General features: G+C 67.9%; 11 protein-coding genes. 8 read left to right on the top strand and 3 right to left on the bottom strand.

The features are described from left to right. Nucleotides 1-422: 422 nt before the first annotated feature. From ACFRIC_RS16800 to ACFRIC_RS16790, 3 genes are read left to right on the top strand one after another with little or no spacing between them, the layout of a single operon-like run. Nucleotides 423-917, top strand: a complete 495-nt coding sequence (locus ACFRIC_RS16800; RefSeq protein WP_382785732.1) for a hypothetical protein — start codon at nucleotides 423-425, stop codon at nucleotides 915-917. Then, nucleotides 826-1,233 carry a resolvase gene (locus ACFRIC_RS16795; protein WP_382785730.1) on the top strand — a complete coding sequence of 136 codons (408 nt, stop codon included), beginning with the start codon at nucleotides 826-828 and terminating at the stop codon, nucleotides 1,231-1,233. The genes ACFRIC_RS16800 and ACFRIC_RS16795 overlap by 92 nt, the downstream gene beginning before the upstream one ends. 33 nt (nucleotides 1,234-1,266) lie before the next feature. After that, nucleotides 1,267-1,476, top strand: a complete 210-nt coding sequence (locus tag ACFRIC_RS16790; protein WP_382785727.1) for a hypothetical protein — start codon at nucleotides 1,267-1,269, stop codon at nucleotides 1,474-1,476. Between the two features lie 80 nt (nucleotides 1,477-1,556). On the opposite strand, the gene ACFRIC_RS16785 is transcribed toward ACFRIC_RS16790, so the two are convergent. Then, on the bottom strand, nucleotides 1,557-2,009 hold the full coding sequence (locus ACFRIC_RS16785) for a hypothetical protein (protein WP_382785724.1): 453 nt from the start codon (nucleotides 2,007-2,009) through the stop codon (nucleotides 1,557-1,559). 424 nt (nucleotides 2,010-2,433) lie between these two features. Here ACFRIC_RS16785 and ACFRIC_RS16780 point away from each other — a divergent pair, with 424 nt between their 5' ends. Further along, on the top strand, nucleotides 2,434-3,660 hold the full coding sequence (locus ACFRIC_RS16780; protein WP_382785721.1) for a PIN domain-containing protein: 1,227 nt from the start codon (nucleotides 2,434-2,436) through the stop codon (nucleotides 3,658-3,660). Here the strand turns inward: ACFRIC_RS16780 and ACFRIC_RS16775 are convergent. Further along, nucleotides 3,653-3,973 (bottom strand): hypothetical protein, encoded by a 321-nt coding sequence (locus ACFRIC_RS16775; protein WP_382785718.1) that lies wholly within the window; start codon nucleotides 3,971-3,973, stop codon nucleotides 3,653-3,655. The genes ACFRIC_RS16780 and ACFRIC_RS16775 overlap by 8 nt on opposite strands. 945 nt (nucleotides 3,974-4,918) lie before the next feature. On the opposite strand from ACFRIC_RS16775, the gene ACFRIC_RS16770 reads away from it, so the two are divergent. From ACFRIC_RS16770 to ACFRIC_RS16760, 3 genes are all read left to right on the top strand, one after another. After that, nucleotides 4,919-10,930 carry a DNRLRE domain-containing protein gene (locus ACFRIC_RS16770; protein WP_382785715.1) on the top strand — a complete coding sequence of 2,004 codons (6,012 nt, stop codon included), beginning with the start codon at nucleotides 4,919-4,921 and terminating at the stop codon, nucleotides 10,928-10,930. A 768-nt stretch (nucleotides 10,931-11,698) separates the two neighbouring features. Further along, entirely contained in the window at nucleotides 11,699-12,604 is a 906-nt protein-coding gene (locus tag ACFRIC_RS16765) for an FKBP-type peptidyl-prolyl cis-trans isomerase (RefSeq protein WP_382785712.1), read from the top strand. A gap of 360 nt (nucleotides 12,605-12,964) precedes the next feature. Then, entirely contained in the window at nucleotides 12,965-14,428 is a 1,464-nt protein-coding gene (locus ACFRIC_RS16760; RefSeq protein WP_382785709.1) for an ISAs1 family transposase, read from the top strand. Nucleotides 14,429-14,441: 13 nt separating this feature from the next. On the opposite strand, the gene ACFRIC_RS16755 is transcribed toward ACFRIC_RS16760, so the two are convergent. After that, on the bottom strand, nucleotides 14,442-14,798 hold the full coding sequence (locus ACFRIC_RS16755) for a hypothetical protein (RefSeq protein ID WP_382785707.1): 357 nt from the start codon (nucleotides 14,796-14,798) through the stop codon (nucleotides 14,442-14,444). A 156-nt stretch (nucleotides 14,799-14,954) separates the two neighbouring features. On the opposite strand from ACFRIC_RS16755, the gene ACFRIC_RS16750 reads away from it, so the two are divergent. Further along, nucleotides 14,955-15,314 carry a zinc ribbon domain-containing protein YjdM gene (locus ACFRIC_RS16750; protein WP_382785705.1) on the top strand — a complete coding sequence of 120 codons (360 nt, stop codon included), beginning with the start codon at nucleotides 14,955-14,957 and terminating at the stop codon, nucleotides 15,312-15,314. Nucleotides 15,315-15,368 lie beyond the last annotated feature (54 nt).

Here is a 15,368-nt window from a genome sequence, read left to right as displayed (position 1 = left end):
TCGGCGGAGCCCGGAGCATTGCTCCTCGGCGGTGCGCAGGTACGCGGCGAGCACAGGGAGCTGGGGCTGAGGGAGGCAGAGCTCGGCGATGGACGCGGCCGATGCGGTGGGGTGTACTTCCGCGGTGCAGCGGCCAGCCGTGAAACCGGTCAGGGCAGCGGGCGGAGTGGACTGAGAGGACATGCTCGGACCGTAGGTTTGGAAACTGACAGGGCGTACTGCGTCTGGAGCAACCCCCTTCACCCTCAAGGGGCCGCCTCACCCGGGTGGATCAATCCCGCTGCAGATGGTCGGCATCGCCGCGCGGAGCGGCAGACTCCTTGCAGGGGGTCTCGGACCAGCGCGCGCCCATGTCGTCCTGGAGTCAGTGGGCTTGTGAAACCTGGCGGCGGGGCGCTGGGGCGCTGGTGGATACTGCCGAAGTGCCGACGGATCTGAAGAGCACGCTGGCCGCGCTGGATACACATGAGCCGGCCTCGTTGCTCGGACTGCGCGAGACGCAGTGGATCGATGTGAAGCGGGACCCGTATCAGCTGGCCGACCCCAAGGCGGTCGAGGAACTGACCAAGGACGTCGCAGGGTTCGCCAACGGGGGCGGCGGAGTCATCGTCCTCGGCCTCGACACCCGTCTTGAACGCACCTGGAGGCGAAGGCCATCGATGAGGACCTGGACGTTCCAGGTCCTCATGTTCTCCGCTATGGACCTCACCGCCCGCCACCCGCGCACCGGCGAACTCCAGCGCGAGCTGACCTACGACGGGCTGCGCGCCGCCGAGGCCAAGGGCAGCAAGGGCGGGCGCCGTCGCGGCCGCGACGGCCGCCGACGTGCGCACCGCGTACCTCGAAGGCCGCTCCATCGCCGCCCTCGCCCGCGACCACGGCGTCAGCCGCGGCGCGATCCGGACCGGCGTCGCTGACCTCCTGCCCGAGCACACCGCCAGCGGGGCGGACGCGCCCGCCCCGCTGGCGGTCACCCTCGACATGCCCAGTAAGGTCGCCGACTACCTCCGCACCACCGAGCTGGAGCCCGCCGAGCGCGGCGCGCTCGACCAGGGGATGACCGTACGGCGCGGCCAGGGCTACACCCTGCGCGTCAGCGCCATCCCCGCCGTACACCGAGGGCTCCTCGCCCGCTGCCAGCCGCTCGACGGCGGCCAGGGCCTCCCCGCGGTCCCGGCCCAGCGCAAGGCCCGCCGCGAGTACGGGAACCGGGTCACGGCGCTCACGCCCTGACCATGATCAATCTCAGCGCCAACCGCTGTACCGATGTTTCCCGAGGCCGGAGACTGGGGAGCGCTGCGCCTCGCAGGCCTTGCCGTCGTGATCGCAATCGGGGCCGCTGCTGTAGGCCTCCTCGCGCTGTCCGATCCAGTGACGGTCGTCCTGATCTTCAGCGTGGGCATGCTGGGCGTCTCGGTGCTGTACAGAAAGAACCTGACGCGCGGGTTGGGCTTCCTTGAACTCTGGCTGCGGTGACCGCCAGGGTGCGGTCGTAGACAAGCGAACCGGTGCCAACGCTCGATCATCGAGGGACGGGACGCCTAACGAGGCTCCTGCTAGTGATCGTTGAGATGGTCCCGCGCGACCTCCGTGAACCCCTGAACGGACCTCATGAGGCTCATCAAAAGGGTGCTGGGTAATGTCTGAGGCTCGCCCTCCTGGGGCGCGAAGAAGGGCTTCAGGGCAACCCTGGCCCAGCAGTCCCGGATGGGATTGGCGGCCAGACGGACTTGCTCTGCCAGCATTGCGATGTGGTCGGGACCTTCGAGCGAGACCACGACTTCGGCGCGGCGCAGGTCGCCGGGCTGACAGGAGTCGTAGATGTCCCGCTGCCAGCTCGGTGACGCCGCTTCGAGCTCGTCCAGGACGTCGTCGACCGCGCGAGGGACAGGTGCCGGAGCGAAGGCGTCGACCAGGTCAGCCCTGCGAATCGGGCGAGTCAGCGCGCCCCTAACTCGCAGGTGGTATCCCAGAGGGAAGCTCTCCCGGGGCAGTTCGGCCCTAGCCATTGCGCCTACTAGGTGCGAGACGGAGCCCGCACTCTCGAGATACGACCACGCTGCCCGGATGAGATCGGCATAGGCGTCCCGTTGGTGCTGCCGACGCACAGCATCAATCGGCCCATGATGCGCACTTCGCGCCTGGGCCTGGCCAGCGGCGTAGCCGGCCGCGGAGGCCAGAACGGCGGTCGGAGCGCCGATGAGTGCAGCTATCACGCCTGGGTCCATGGGGAAATCTTGCCGTGCGTACCGGCGGCGAATCAGCCGGATTGCTCACCTTGAGGCGAGACGCCAGGCTGGCTGCCCGCCGTGTCGGCGGCCACGACCGCACCACCAGCCGTGGGCCCCGTCGCCCTCTTCGCCGCACCGCGACCGCCGGGGTCTTTCGCCATGCCCACCACGTCCCGAGTCGCGCCCTGGCACGATCCAGCCCATGTGCATCACTCCACGGCCCGGAGCCGACCGGGGCAACATCCTCCAGACGCTCCAGAAGCTCCACCTGGAAGCCACCAACCTGCGCGCGGCCGGTCAAAACACCGCATATTCACGGCTCTTGGCGTACCTGGAGTGGGTCACGGGCGCCACTCGACGTCTGCAAACCCAGGTCAGCGCGAAAGACGTCGACCGTCTCCTCCAGACGCGCCGCTATTACGCCTTGCTGGAAGCCTGCGGAACCATGGCCGGCACTGCCCAGCAACTCCTTGTAAACGGCCTGGTCGACCAGGAACTCAACGACCGAGGAACCGATCTCGAAGCGGCGGTCACGGCGCTCAAGGAGCACATGACCCGCTGGGACGGCCCGGCCTGGCTCGCCGTTGCAGACCCGAGCTTCTACCTCCACAGCCCCCAGCCCCTCAAGGACACCGATCTCCACAAGACCATGGGCCTGCCGCCCGACGAAGAGATTCACCTCATCTTCCCGATCGCCGTCGTCGACGAACTCGACCGCCTCAAAGAGACCGGCCCCACCCACCCAAGGTGGCGGGCCGGCCATACCCTCGGCCGACTCGACGAAGTGATCACCTCAGGCACCCGAGGCACCCTCCACCCCCAGGCGCCAGGCGAAGGCCAAGCCATGCGCGGCCGGGTCACCGTCGAGATCGTCCTCGACCAACCCGGCCACGTGCGCCTACCCATCGCCGACGACGAGATCATCGACCGAGCCGCAACGATCCAGCGCATCGCAGGCCGCGACCTGCGACTCCTGACCTGCGACACCAGCCAAGCCACCCGCGGCCGCATCGCGGGCCTCAAGGTCACCAAACTCCCCAGCAACGCGGGAATCGGTGACGAGCCGCCCCGGAACCACGGCGGCGACCAACCCCGGGCACTGGCACGAGCGCGCGGCGGAAACAACGTCGCGAGGCCGAGGCCGCCCAAGCCGAGACCGAGCGGTCAGACACGTAGGCACGACCTGCGGCGCATGGAAGCCCCGACCGCAGTGCGGTCGGCGCTTCCATGCGGCCGCGATCAGGGAGAGTCGCGCGGCGAAGTGGCTCCGCTGTCGCCGTCCGCCGACGCCCGGCGGCCGACAGGGATGAACGCACGCTACTCGGGATTTGGCGGGCAGCCTCGTTCCCGGAAGCTGCGGCGCGGGCGGGGAGGGCCCAAAGTAGCCGCAGACTTCGTAGCTGACTCTGTTTGGGCAAGCTTCAATTAGGAGGCGAGGCGTCTCGGCGGCGCTTGTAGGCGCGGGTGAGCAGCACGACGCCGAAGACCAACTGCACGACGTAGAGCACGTCGTACCAGTGCCGAGCGTCGAAGGGGACGCCCCACTCAGCCCAGGCTAGGGCGCGCATGCAGATGAAGGCAGTGGCGACGAGTCCCCAGGACTCGGCGACCGATGGCCACTGACCCGTTCCCCCGGCCCGTACTGTCTGACTTCTCAGCGCTTTGATCGCTTTGATCTTCTCGGTCCCGGTGAGCTCGGGATACTCGCGCTCGATGTGGTCCTTGGCGTCCTTGAGATCCATCGTCCCCCCTTTCATCAGGCGGATTGTCACCTCCCGTTCAGCCGCGGTCAACGACCGTATGAACCAGTGGGGGGCATTGCCTCGCTCGGAAACGCTGATCGTTGACCCCTTGCCAGAGTCTGGCGTGCTCCGCAACTCTCGCAGTGCCGTCCGGGCGGCGCCGTGAGCCGTCCCGTCTCAACGGCTGTATCCAGCCCGTCGGGCGTATCGGAAACTGGAATGCTGGTTACATGCGCTGGCCTGCTGCCGCGCTGTCAAGGGGTAACTCGAAAGATTGGCGCGGTAGTTGCATGCGCTACTCGCTGTTCACCGCAGGTCTCCCCTGGACCATGACCGGAATCTCTAGCTCCGGGCCCGTGAGCAGCGAGGATGCCACTTGACCGGGATCTCGGCGATCGTTTTGGTGCGATTCCGGAGAGTGTTGCTGCATATTCCTTCAGTGATTTACAAAGTCTTCACCGGCGCTTCGGAACCATTTCGAGATCTGACGTCCTGACAGGCCTCGCAAGTAAGAGATCAAAGCGGCATCTTCTGCTCATATCGGGCCTATGTAAGGTCCACGTAAGTTTTGCAAGTCTTTGCGAAGCATTACATCGGCTTGACCTTGCTGTGGTGGTGTGATGGCACGGGTGTTCCAACTGAAGAGGATCAGCTTCCCGGCCGGGGTGACCCGGCTGGAGAGCTGACCTGGAAGGACACCCGACTATGCGTCAAAGACGCGCGACCCTCATCGGGTCGCGGCCGACGCCAGCGCGCCGGCGAAGATTGCGGCAGATAGCCATCGGCCTGGTGATGGCCATGGTTGCCGAGGGGGCCCTGGTCGCGGAAAGCGGCATGGCCTTCGCGACCACCCCCGAAAGCGGGGCAACTGAGACGTTGTCAGCCTCGGCCTCCGACGCTCCGACGGGACCCGCCGAGGCCCAGGATGAGGCTTCGGCGGTACTGATGGCCCGCCTGCAGGACCGCAAGATCGAGGTGCTCTCGGCGCGGACGTCGAAGTCGACGACGTATGCGCTCCCCAGCGGGGCCTTGCAGACCGAGTCCTACGGCGGACCGATCCGGGTGAAGCGGGACGGGCACTGGAAGGACATCGACACTTCCCTGTCCGACACCGGTGACGCCCTGGAGCCGAACGCGGCCGCTGCGGACATCGCAGTCTCCGACGGCGGGGACACGCAGCTGGCGTCGGTGGGCAAGGGCGAGGAGTCGTTCGGGCTGGGCTGGCAGGACAAGCTGCCCACCCCGTCGGTGAAGGACGGCACCGCCTCCTACAACCTGGGCGACGGGCAGAAGCTGTCGGTGACCGCCCTGGCGCAGGGCTTCTCCGAGGACATCAAGCTGTCCCAGCAGCTGGATGACAGCACGCCCACCTACCGGATCCCGCTCAACCTGGACGGGCTGAAGCTGTCCCAGGCCGACTCCGGGCACCTGCTGCTGAAGAACGCGGACGGGGACCTGGTCGCCGAGGCGCCGGCCCCGATGATGTGGGACGACTCCAAGGATCCCGATTCGGGTGAGTCCGCCCATCAGCAGCGGGTCGACACGAAGATCGAAACTTCCGAGGACGGGGCGCAGACCCTGGTCCTCAGCCCGGACAAGGACTTCCTGGCCACCGCGACCTATCCGGTGACCATCGACCCGACCTCCACGCTGGCGGTCACCACCGACACCTGGGTCCAGAACCCCGACTACCCCGACTCCCAGGTCTCCTCGCCCGAGCTGAAGTCGGGCACCTACGACGCTGGCACCGACGTGGCCCGCTCCTATCTCAAGTTCGACGTGTCGCCCTTCAAGGGCAAGCACATCATCGACACGAACCTGGCGCTGTACTCGTACTACTCCTCGACCTGCTCGACCTCCGGGGCGGGCACCCAGGTGAGGCGGATCACCTCTTCCTGGGACTCGTCCTCGATCACGTGGGGCAGCCAGCCGTCGACCACCACCACCGGTGCGATCACGAACACGGCGGCGCTGGGCTACGACTCGTCCTGCCCGGCCGGCACGATGAACTTCGACATCGACGCCATCGTGCAGGCGTGGGCCGACGGCTCGGCCAACTACGGGCTGCAGGTCCGCGGTGCGAGCGAGACCGACTCGCTGACCTGGCGACGGTTCCGCTCGGCGAACTACATATCGGGCGACAACTCGGTCGAGCCGCACCTGACGGTCACCTACAACTCCTACGCCGCCACTGCCTCGCAGGCGATCGCCCCGAGCGTGGTGAACGCCTACAACGGCAAGCGGTACGTGACCTCGCTGACGCCGACCCTGTCGGCGAAGGCGACGGACGCGGACGGCGGCACGGTCAAGGCCCAGTTCGAGGTGACCCCGGACCCCGCGTACAACGACACCACCTACACCTACACCGCGACCAGCGCGGGCGTGGCGTCCGGTTCCACGGCCACCCTGGCCGTCCCCTCGGCCAACGCTTTCTCGGCGGGCTCGCATCTGCGGTTCCGGGTGCGGGGGTACGACTCCACCGACTACGGCTCCTGGACCGGCTACACCACCTTCGTGCTGAACACGGGGCTGCCCGCGGCCCCGACCATCAGCTGTCCCTCGTATCCGCAGGACACCTGGTCGGCGAAGGCGCCCGGCGCGGTGACCTGCACCCTGGACACGACCTCGACGGACGGGCAGGCCTTCAAGTGGGGCCTGGACGACCCGTCGATGGCGAAAAGCGTCTATGACACCGTGGACGGCACCGGCGGTGACCCGCTGACCATCTCCATCACGCCCGCCGACGGCTGGCACACCCTGTACGCCCAGACCATCGACTCGGGCGGCAACCTGTCGGCCACCAACACCAAGTACTCCTTCGGCGTGGGCGCGGACGGCGCCGCGCTGCTCAGCCCCGGCGACGGCGACCGGCCCGCCCGCAGGGTGGCCCTGGCCGCCACCGGCAAGCCCACCTACACCGGCGTCACCTACCAGTACCGCCGTGGTGAGGCGGATACCCCCTGGCACAACGTGCCGCTCGCGGACGTCACGAAGAACAGCGATGGCTCGGCCGTCACCGCCTGGCCGCTGGCCGCCCCCAACGGTGCGCCGCCCGCGCTGACGTGGAATATCACCACGTCGCTGTCCGAGGACGGCCCGGTCGACATCCGGGTCGCGTTCACCGACGGCACGACCACGGGGTACTCGCCGATATCGACGGTCACCGTGGACCGCAACGCGGGCACCGCGCCGTCGGACGAGGTCGGCCCGGGTTCGGTCAACGACCTGACCGGTGACTACACGCTGTCGGCGACGGACGCGTCCGCGTTCGACATGAACGTCTCGCGTACGGCCTCGTCGCGGAAGCCGACCGCGGGCGCGGACGCCCAGGGCCAGGTGGCGATCTTCGGCCCGCAGTGGACCTCCGGCATCACCCCGGAGATCACCGACTCCGACTACGCCTACCTCCGCCAGACCTCCTCCACCTCGGTGGCGGTCGTGGACGTGGACGGCGACGAGACCGGGTTCACCGCCACCAACGGTGGTGGCTGGAAGAGCGAGCCGGGTTCGGAGGACCTGACTCTGACCGGTTCCTTGACCGGTTCGTTCACCCTGAAGGACACCCAGGGTATGACGACCACGTTCGCGAAGGTCGACCCCGCTGCGACCACCTGGCAGGTGTCCACCACGTATCTGCCGACGGACAATTCCACCACCAAGGTGGTCTCGGAGAAGTCCTCCCCCAGCAGCACGCTAGCCCGTCCGAAGTACGTCATCGCCCCGACCTCGGCGGTGTCGTCCTCGACGTGCGAGACGACGCCGTCCACCAAGGGCTGCCGGGTCCTGGAGTACGTGTACGCCACCTCCACCACCGCCACGTCCTCCGTGTTCGCGGACTACAACGGCCAGGTCAAGCAGATCAAGCTGTGGACCACCGACCCGGGCGCGGCCTCCGCGACCGCGACCGTGATCGCCCAGTACGCGTACGACGACTCCGGTCGGCTCCGCGAGAGCTGGGACCCCCGGACCTCGCCGGCGCTGAAGTCCGCCTACACCTACGACAGCGCCGGCCGGGTCGCCACCCTCACACCGCCCGGTGAGCTGCCGTGGACCTTCACCTACGGCACGGCCGGCAACGCGGCCACCGCGGGCCCCGGCATGCTGCTGGCCGCCTCCCGTCCCACCCTGGCGGCGGGCTCGAAGACGCAGACCGACGGCGGCACGGCCACCACCAGCATGGTCTACGACGTACCGCTGACCGGCTCCAATGCCCCGTACTCGATGGGCGCCACCGGCGTCGCGGCCTGGGGGCAGACGGACATTCCGTCCGACGTGACCGCGGTCTTCCCGGCCGATGCCGTGCCCGCCTCGCACGACGGCTCGGCCCTGACGTCGACGAGCTACACCCGCGCCTCGATCTCGTACGCGGACGCGTCCGGCCGTGAGGTCAACAGCGCGACACCGGGTGGCCACCTGACCACGACCGAGTACGACCACTTCGGCAACGCGGTCCGTGAACTGACCGCGGGCAACCGGGAGCTGGCGCTCGCCACCAGCGGTGCGGGACAGTCCGAGCAGATTCTGCTCGGGATCAGCGGCCTGTCCGCGGCGGACCGTGCGCAGCAGTTGTCCACCACGCATGTGTACTCCAGCGACGGCCAGCGCGAGCTGGAGAGCTTCGGCCCGCTGCACACGACCACACTGACCGGCGCGCTGCACGCCGGCACGGGTGGCACCGACCTGCCCGCGGGCAGCGAAGTGGCGGCACGCCAGCACACCGTCACGGCATACGACGAGGGCCGGCCGACTGACGGTACGGCCACGGTGACCAACCAGCCGACCACCGTCACCGTCGGCGCCTATGTGGACGGCTACCCGTCCGACGGCGACACCCGCACCACGAAAACGGCGTACGACTGGGCCAAGGGCCTTGCGACGTCCACCACGGACGACCCGGGCGGCCTGAACCTGGTCAAGAAGACGACGTACGACGCCCAGGGCCGGGTCATCAAGACCACCCTGCCCAAGTCGAACGGCAACGACGCCGGTGCGAAGGTGACCACCTACTACTCGGCAACAGGCACGGGTGCGTGCAACGGGCGCCCCGAGTGGGCGGACCTGGTCTGCTCGGTGGGACCGGCCGGTGACATCACCCTCGGCGGCACCAACCCCACCCAGCTGCCCACCAAGACGACCGAATACGGCCGGTGGGGCAGCATCGCCAAGCTGACCGAGACCGCCAACGGCGTCACCCGCACCACCACCCTCACCATTGACGAGGCCGGGCGCCCGACCCAGTCCGCCATCACCGGAGGCGTCGGCACCGGCGTCGCCACCGACACCTTCACCTACGACCCGGCGACCGGAAAGATCGCCACGCAGGCGGCCGACGGGCAGACGATCGCCTACTCCTACGACACTCTCGGGCGGCCGCTGACCTACAACGACGGCGCCGGCAACACCACGTCCGCCGCCTACGACACGCTGGACCGGCTGACCAAGACCACCGATTCGGCGCCGTCCACCGTCACCTACACCTACAACGCCGCCGGCCAGCGCGACACGCAGACCCACTCGTCCGCCGGCGCCTTCACCGGCACCTACGACGCCGACGGTCAGCTCACCAAGGAGGTCCTGCCCGGCAACTACACCTTGAACCTGACCACCGACCCAGTTGGTGAGCAGACGAGTAAGGAGTACACGGCGCAGGACGGCACGATCGTGCTGTCCGACCACGCCACGTACACCATCCACGGCCAGCAGGCCGGCCACACCATAACCGACGGCACCTCCACCGACACGGCGTTCACCTACGACCACGACGGCCGCTTGACGGCCGGAAGCGACACCGCCACCGGTGGCTGCCTGACGCGCTCCTACACCCTGGACGCCAACAGCAACCGCACCGGCCAAACGGCCAGCGCGGACGACTGCGATCCCGCCACCAACGACGCCCAGACGACCTCGGCCAGTCACACCTACGACAGCGCCGATCGCCTGACCGACAGCGGATACGCCTACGACGCGTTCGGCCGCACCACCACGAACGGCACGCAGACGTTCACCTACTACGCCAACGACCTCGCCCACAGCGAGACCAGCGGCACCAACCGCACGGAGTGGACCTTGGACGCCGCGCAGCGGCTGGCCACCGCCACCTCCAAGACCCAAGGCACCGACGGCGCTTGGAGCACCACCAATTCCACCACCAGCCACTACGGCTGCGACTGCGACACCCCCACGTGGTCCAAGACGGCCACCGGGTCCGTCACCCGCACGGCCATCGATCTCACCGGCGGCCTGGCTGCGAGCACCGTTGATGGTGGTGCCGCGGTGCTGCAGCTGTCCAACCTGCACGGCGACAACATCGTGCAGCTCCCGTTGGGCTCCCCGGGCACCGCCAGCGTGCAGCACTACGACGAGTTCGGCGTCCCTGTCGACGGCGCCACCACCGGCTACGGCTGGCTCGGCAAGTACCTGCGTTCCGGGGACGGTCTGGGCAATGCGACGCTCATGGGTGTGCGCCTGTACACCCCGAGCACTGGTCGTTTCCTGTCCACCGACCCCATCTACGGGGGCACCCCCAACGCCTACACGTATGCGGCCGACCCGGTCATGTCCTACGACCTGGACGGCAACTCCATCGCCTGCGCCCGCGGCTGGTATGGCACCCGCTGCCAGCACCACTACAACACCAGTTGGATCTGGTACAAGACCTACTGGAAGAACTCCAGCTGGCACCCCTCCCTCTATAGCCAGATGCCGAAGCTTCTGCGACAGGCGTTCATTTACTTCATGGACGCCGCCACGTTGGGCGCTTTCTCGGTGACTGGATCCGCATGGCAGCAGCGGTACCATCACAAAAAGTACTACAAGTGGTACAACGACCATAAATACTACAAGGATGTTTATACCGGATACTGGGAAGAGCGGGGCCGCTTCGAGTATTCCGTCTACTTCATCGGAGACTACGTCTTCACCACCTCATGGAGAGATGGCAACGAGCTATACAACTGAACCGACGGGTCGATGACGGCTCCTGTCGCCATTGGTCGGCGGGGCGGGGCGGAATTCCGCCCCGCCGGCCACACCCTTCCTTCTTACGGGATCTCTCCGCGTCGCATGCCACATGCAGCAGCGAGCTAGTCGAAGAATGGTTTCCTTACAAACATGAATGTCGCTCACTACGCAAACCTCGCGGTCGGCCTCGCATGTCTGGGGGCCTCGGTATACGTAATCTCGTGCACTAAGGGAGAAAAGAACCCGCTCCGATGGATCGCCCTCCTGCTAGGAATCGTCGACCTAGAGTCTCACCAATACATTATTGACCACTGGGGCGAAACAACGCTCCTGATATTCCGCCTGCTGACGCTCGGCGCCTTGGCGACCATGGCATACGCGGTCGCACGTGGACGCCGCAAACCACAGCGACGAACGCATGCCGGCACGGCTGAACGGAGTCAACGAGATGAGGAAGAACACTCACCGTGATCACCGAGTTGGTGCGCGGAACTTCGTCATCCGCCGGAAACGACGCTCACTCGCCTGGGCTTAGATCGGAATGCGAAAAGGGTCATGGGACACGGTGTTGATCGGAAGAAAATTCACGTGCGGCGAGCGATCCGAATACTCGGCGGTCGTACTCGCCCGAACCCTAGGAAAGAAATGCGTAGATTCGCAGCACTGCTGATAGCACCCGCTCTCGTGCTCGTGGCGTGCAGCAGCAATCATTCATCCGACAAGCCCAGGCCGGACGGCTGGCACCGGCCGTTTGCGGCCCCTTCGGTGCCGACTCACGCGAAGGCCGTGCCCGCCGTGGTGCGCACGGATGCCGTACTGCCCACCGTTTCGGGGAAGGTCGGCAGTCCCGCCACCATCTCGATCCCGAAGTCCGCGCCGAGCGGCAAGTTCGTCGTGGCGCCGCAGACGCGGGGGCGGGGGCGTTCGGCGCGTACCGGCGATGTGGTGGTCGTCCGCTACACCGCCAAGGTGTGGCGCACCAACAAGACGCTTCCCGGCTCATACCGCAAGGGCACGCGGCCGCGGGTGTTCGCCGTAGGGCGGGACGCGACGCTGCCCGCCCTCGACCGGGCCGTGCAGGGTCAGCGAGCTGGGAGCCGGGTCCTGGTCGTCGCACCCCCCGCGGCCGCGTACGGGACGACCGGTAGCGCTCAGCTCCATGTCACCGGCAAGGACACCATCGTGTTCGCCGTCGACATCCTGAACGTCATCGGCGCCCACGCCACCGTCCCCGGCGAGCAGCACTCGGTCTCCGATGCGCTGCCCGAGGTGCACATGAACAAGGGCGACGGCACCGCGGCCCTGTCCGTCCCCGACCAGGCGGCCCCCAAGGGCCTGGTCGTGAAGCGTCTGGTGGACGGTACTGGCCTGGTGGTGAAGGCCGGGCAGACCCTGGTCCTCCAGCATTCCACGGCTGCTTGGGAGGCCGCCCGCGGCAAGGACGAGGCCGACCTCTTCCTCAGCTCCCGGGCGGACGGAGGCCCGCTGCCGGTTGTGATCGGCCGGGGGAACGTCATCGCGGGCTGGGACCGCGCCCTTGTCGGCCAGCGGGTCGGCAGTCGGATCCTCGTGGTCATCCCCGCGAAGCTGGCGTACGGTCCGCATCCCCCGAAGGGTCTGGAGCCCGGCGCCACTGTGATCTCGGTCCTCGACATCCTCGCCGCCACATGAGGCGCAATGCCGGGACCGGTCACTCATCCAGTCGACCAGCCCTGCAGTACGAAGGCCGCCCAGTACGCCGCCCGTGATGGCATCCATCACCTGCGTCTGGGCGTGCCGCAGGGCAGCGATGGGGGGGGCGGACTGGGCCGACCCTTCGCACCGATAGCGAACCCAGGGCTCCGGCGTAGTTGCTTGACGTCCGGTTCGTGATGGTCTGCTGGCTCGGTGGGGTTCCGGGAACGTGACAGGCACGGCTTCCAAGATCATGGAGTTCTCGACGCCCCGTGATCCGAGTGGAAGACCGTGCCTGCCGACGCATCATCCCCGATCCCGCCTGCCTTTGACCAACTCCGCCGTCATCCCGGGGCCGTGCCCGAGGAGATCCCGGGCCTGCTGGAGCGGCTGAGCGAGGTGCCCGATCCGCGAGATCCGCGCGGCGTGCGGCACGCTCTGGTCGTCGTGCTCGCGCTGACCGCGTGCGCGGTGCTGGCCGGAGCGACTTCCCTGCTCGCGGTCGGCGAGTGGATCGCTGATGCCCCGCCGTATCTCCTGGAACACCTTGGCGTACGACCCGATCCGCTATGCCCGAAGCGGTGTCTGCCTGCGGAAACAACGGTGCGGCGGCTGCTGGGCCGCATCGACGGCGACGCGCTGGACCAGTCGGTGGGCCGCTGGCTGGCCGACCGGCGCGGCAGTACCGAGGGCCGGCTGCGCGGACTGGCGGTCGACGGCAAGAGCCTGCGCGGCGCCGCCAGGGCGACCGGACGCAAGATCCACCTGCTCGCCGCCTGTGAGCACACCACCGGCCTGGTCCTGGCACAGCTCGACGTGGGTGAGAAGACCAACGAAATCACCTGCTTCCGGCCGCTGCTGACGGCCGTCGCCGACCTGGCGGGCGTCGTCGTGACCAGCGATGCGATGCACAGCCAGCGCGAGCACGCCGACAACAGCGACGAGCCCACCTCGCCGAGCCCCAGCCCCACCCCGCCGTCCTCACCGAGTACTCCCGGCCCGGGTGGCGGCCCGTCGAGCCCCGCTCCGAAGCCGACCCCGCCCGCCCCCTCGACCCCGCCGGCCACACCGCCCCCGACGACCCCGCCCACGTCGACGCCGACGCCCACCGAGACGGTGGACCACCTGACGAACATGGGCGCCGGCAAGCTCACGGCGACCGCCGGGGACACCTTCGCGCAGAAGATCGCCGTGCGCACCGACGACAAGGCCGACAAGGCCGTCGCGAAGGTCCGGGTGCGGTTCACCATCGTCGGCGACACCGACGCCACCTTCACCGGCGGCGAGAGCGTCGCCACACTGGTCACCAACATACTCGGCATGGCCACCGCGCCCGCGCTCGTGGCGGGAGAGAAGACCGGCGACTTCACCGTCCGCGTCACCGTCGTGGGCCGCGTCCTGGCCGGCCTCGACTACACGGCGAGCGTCACCGCGCGCCAGGCCGACGCCCTGGCCCGCACCGCCGACACCGCGCTGACCTGCGTCCCGGGCGGCGAGTTCGCCGACCAGGTCGAGGTGAAGGCCACCTACAAGGGCGCGGTGGCGGGCAAGGTCGCCGCGACCGCCACCCTGGTCAAGTCCGCCGACGACGCCACCGAGAACGACAAGGGCCCCTACTTCAAGGACGCGGACGGCAAGCCCGTACGCACCCTCGGCGCCCTGACCACCGACGCGGACGGCCTGCTCAAGCTGCCGAAGCTGTACGCCGACGACACCACCGGCACCTTCCTGCTCCGCGTCACCACCACGGGCGGGGCGACCCTGACCGTCGAACTCACGGTCGCCGCCGCACCCGCCACCACCACCCCCACAGCCTCGTAAGGCGTGTTGTCGATCACGGGGTGGTTGTGTCTGCGGCCTGGTCGTAGAGCCGCTCGATCTCCGCGACCGCCTCGGGGAGGTGGGGGTTGGGCTTCTCGTGCCAGTAGTTCGCTGGCATGTTGGGGAGCCAGCGCAGGTGGCGTTCGTATAGATCAGCACCTGCAGACGTGGCCCGCAGGTCGCCGTCCGACTGCTCCACCAGACCGCAGTGGAGGGCGGCTGCTTCATGGAGGTCGGCCCCGAAGAGTGACTTGAGGTATCGATATCTGTCCGCGTGCAGGGGGTCGCGGGCTTCTTCGATCAGGCCCCGGACCACGGCCAGAACGTGGACCGGACTGATCACATCGTGCGGTGCTGGTGGCCGAGGCATTTCGCCATTCTCTCCTCTCCCGCGACGGGGCCGTCGGCGGCAGAAGTAGGCACTGCGCTGAGTGGGGCGGGGCACTCGGTTTCCGTCGATGCGCCCGGAAACCAGCGGGCCGGAGCGACGGGCCTGGCGGCGACGGGGGCCGGATACCCTGATGGAATGATCGAAAATCTTCCTCCCTGTCCGACGTGCTCGTGTGAGTACACCTACGAGATGAACGCCCTTGTGGTGTGCCCGGAGTGCGGCCACGAATGGGTTCCCGCCGAGAACGGTGCCGAGAGTGGAGCCACCGCCGGGGAGCGGGTCGTCAAGGACGCTGTAGGCAATGTGCTGCAGGACGGGGACAGCGTGGTGGTCGTCAAGGCGCTCAAGGTCAAGGGGAGCCCCTCGGGGATCAAGGCCGGCACCAAAGTGCGCAGTATCCGGTTGGTCGACGGCGTCGACGGCCATGACATCGACTGCAAGGTTGATGGTTTCGGGGCGATGCAGCTCAAGTCCAGCGTGGTCAAGAAGGCCTGACCCGTGACTCGCGGGTGACCGGGGCGGCAGTGTCATGCGGAATTGCCAAATTTA

The sequence above is a fragment of the Streptomyces sp. NPDC056738 genome, from assembly GCF_042790435.1.
In the GTDB taxonomy this organism is placed as follows: Bacteria; Actinomycetota; Actinomycetes; order Streptomycetales; family Streptomycetaceae; genus Streptomyces.
Note: the sequence above shows the minus strand (reverse complement) of the source record. Positions and strands in the feature narration are given on the sequence as shown.

What these genes read in the sequence shown, in the direction of transcription:
- ACFRIC_RS16790 (WP_382785727.1), top strand. Translation starts at nt 1,267, where the DNA reads ATGTTTCCCGAGGCCGGAGACTGGGGAGCGCTGCGCCTCGCAGGCCTT.
- ACFRIC_RS16785 (WP_382785724.1), bottom strand. Translation starts at nt 2,009, where the DNA reads ATGGCTAGGGCCGAACTGCCCCGGGAGAGCTTCCCTCTGGGATACCAC.
- ACFRIC_RS16780 (WP_382785721.1), top strand. Translation starts at nt 2,434, where the DNA reads ATGTGCATCACTCCACGGCCCGGAGCCGACCGGGGCAACATCCTCCAG.
- ACFRIC_RS16775 (WP_382785718.1), bottom strand. Translation starts at nt 3,973, where the DNA reads ATGGATCTCAAGGACGCCAAGGACCACATCGAGCGCGAGTATCCCGAG.
- ACFRIC_RS16770 (WP_382785715.1), top strand. Translation starts at nt 4,919, where the DNA reads ATGGCCCGCCTGCAGGACCGCAAGATCGAGGTGCTCTCGGCGCGGACG.
- ACFRIC_RS16755 (WP_382785707.1), bottom strand. Translation starts at nt 14,798, where the DNA reads ATGCCTCGGCCACCAGCACCGCACGATGTGATCAGTCCGGTCCACGTT.
- ACFRIC_RS16750 (WP_382785705.1), top strand. Translation starts at nt 14,955, where the DNA reads ATGATCGAAAATCTTCCTCCCTGTCCGACGTGCTCGTGTGAGTACACC.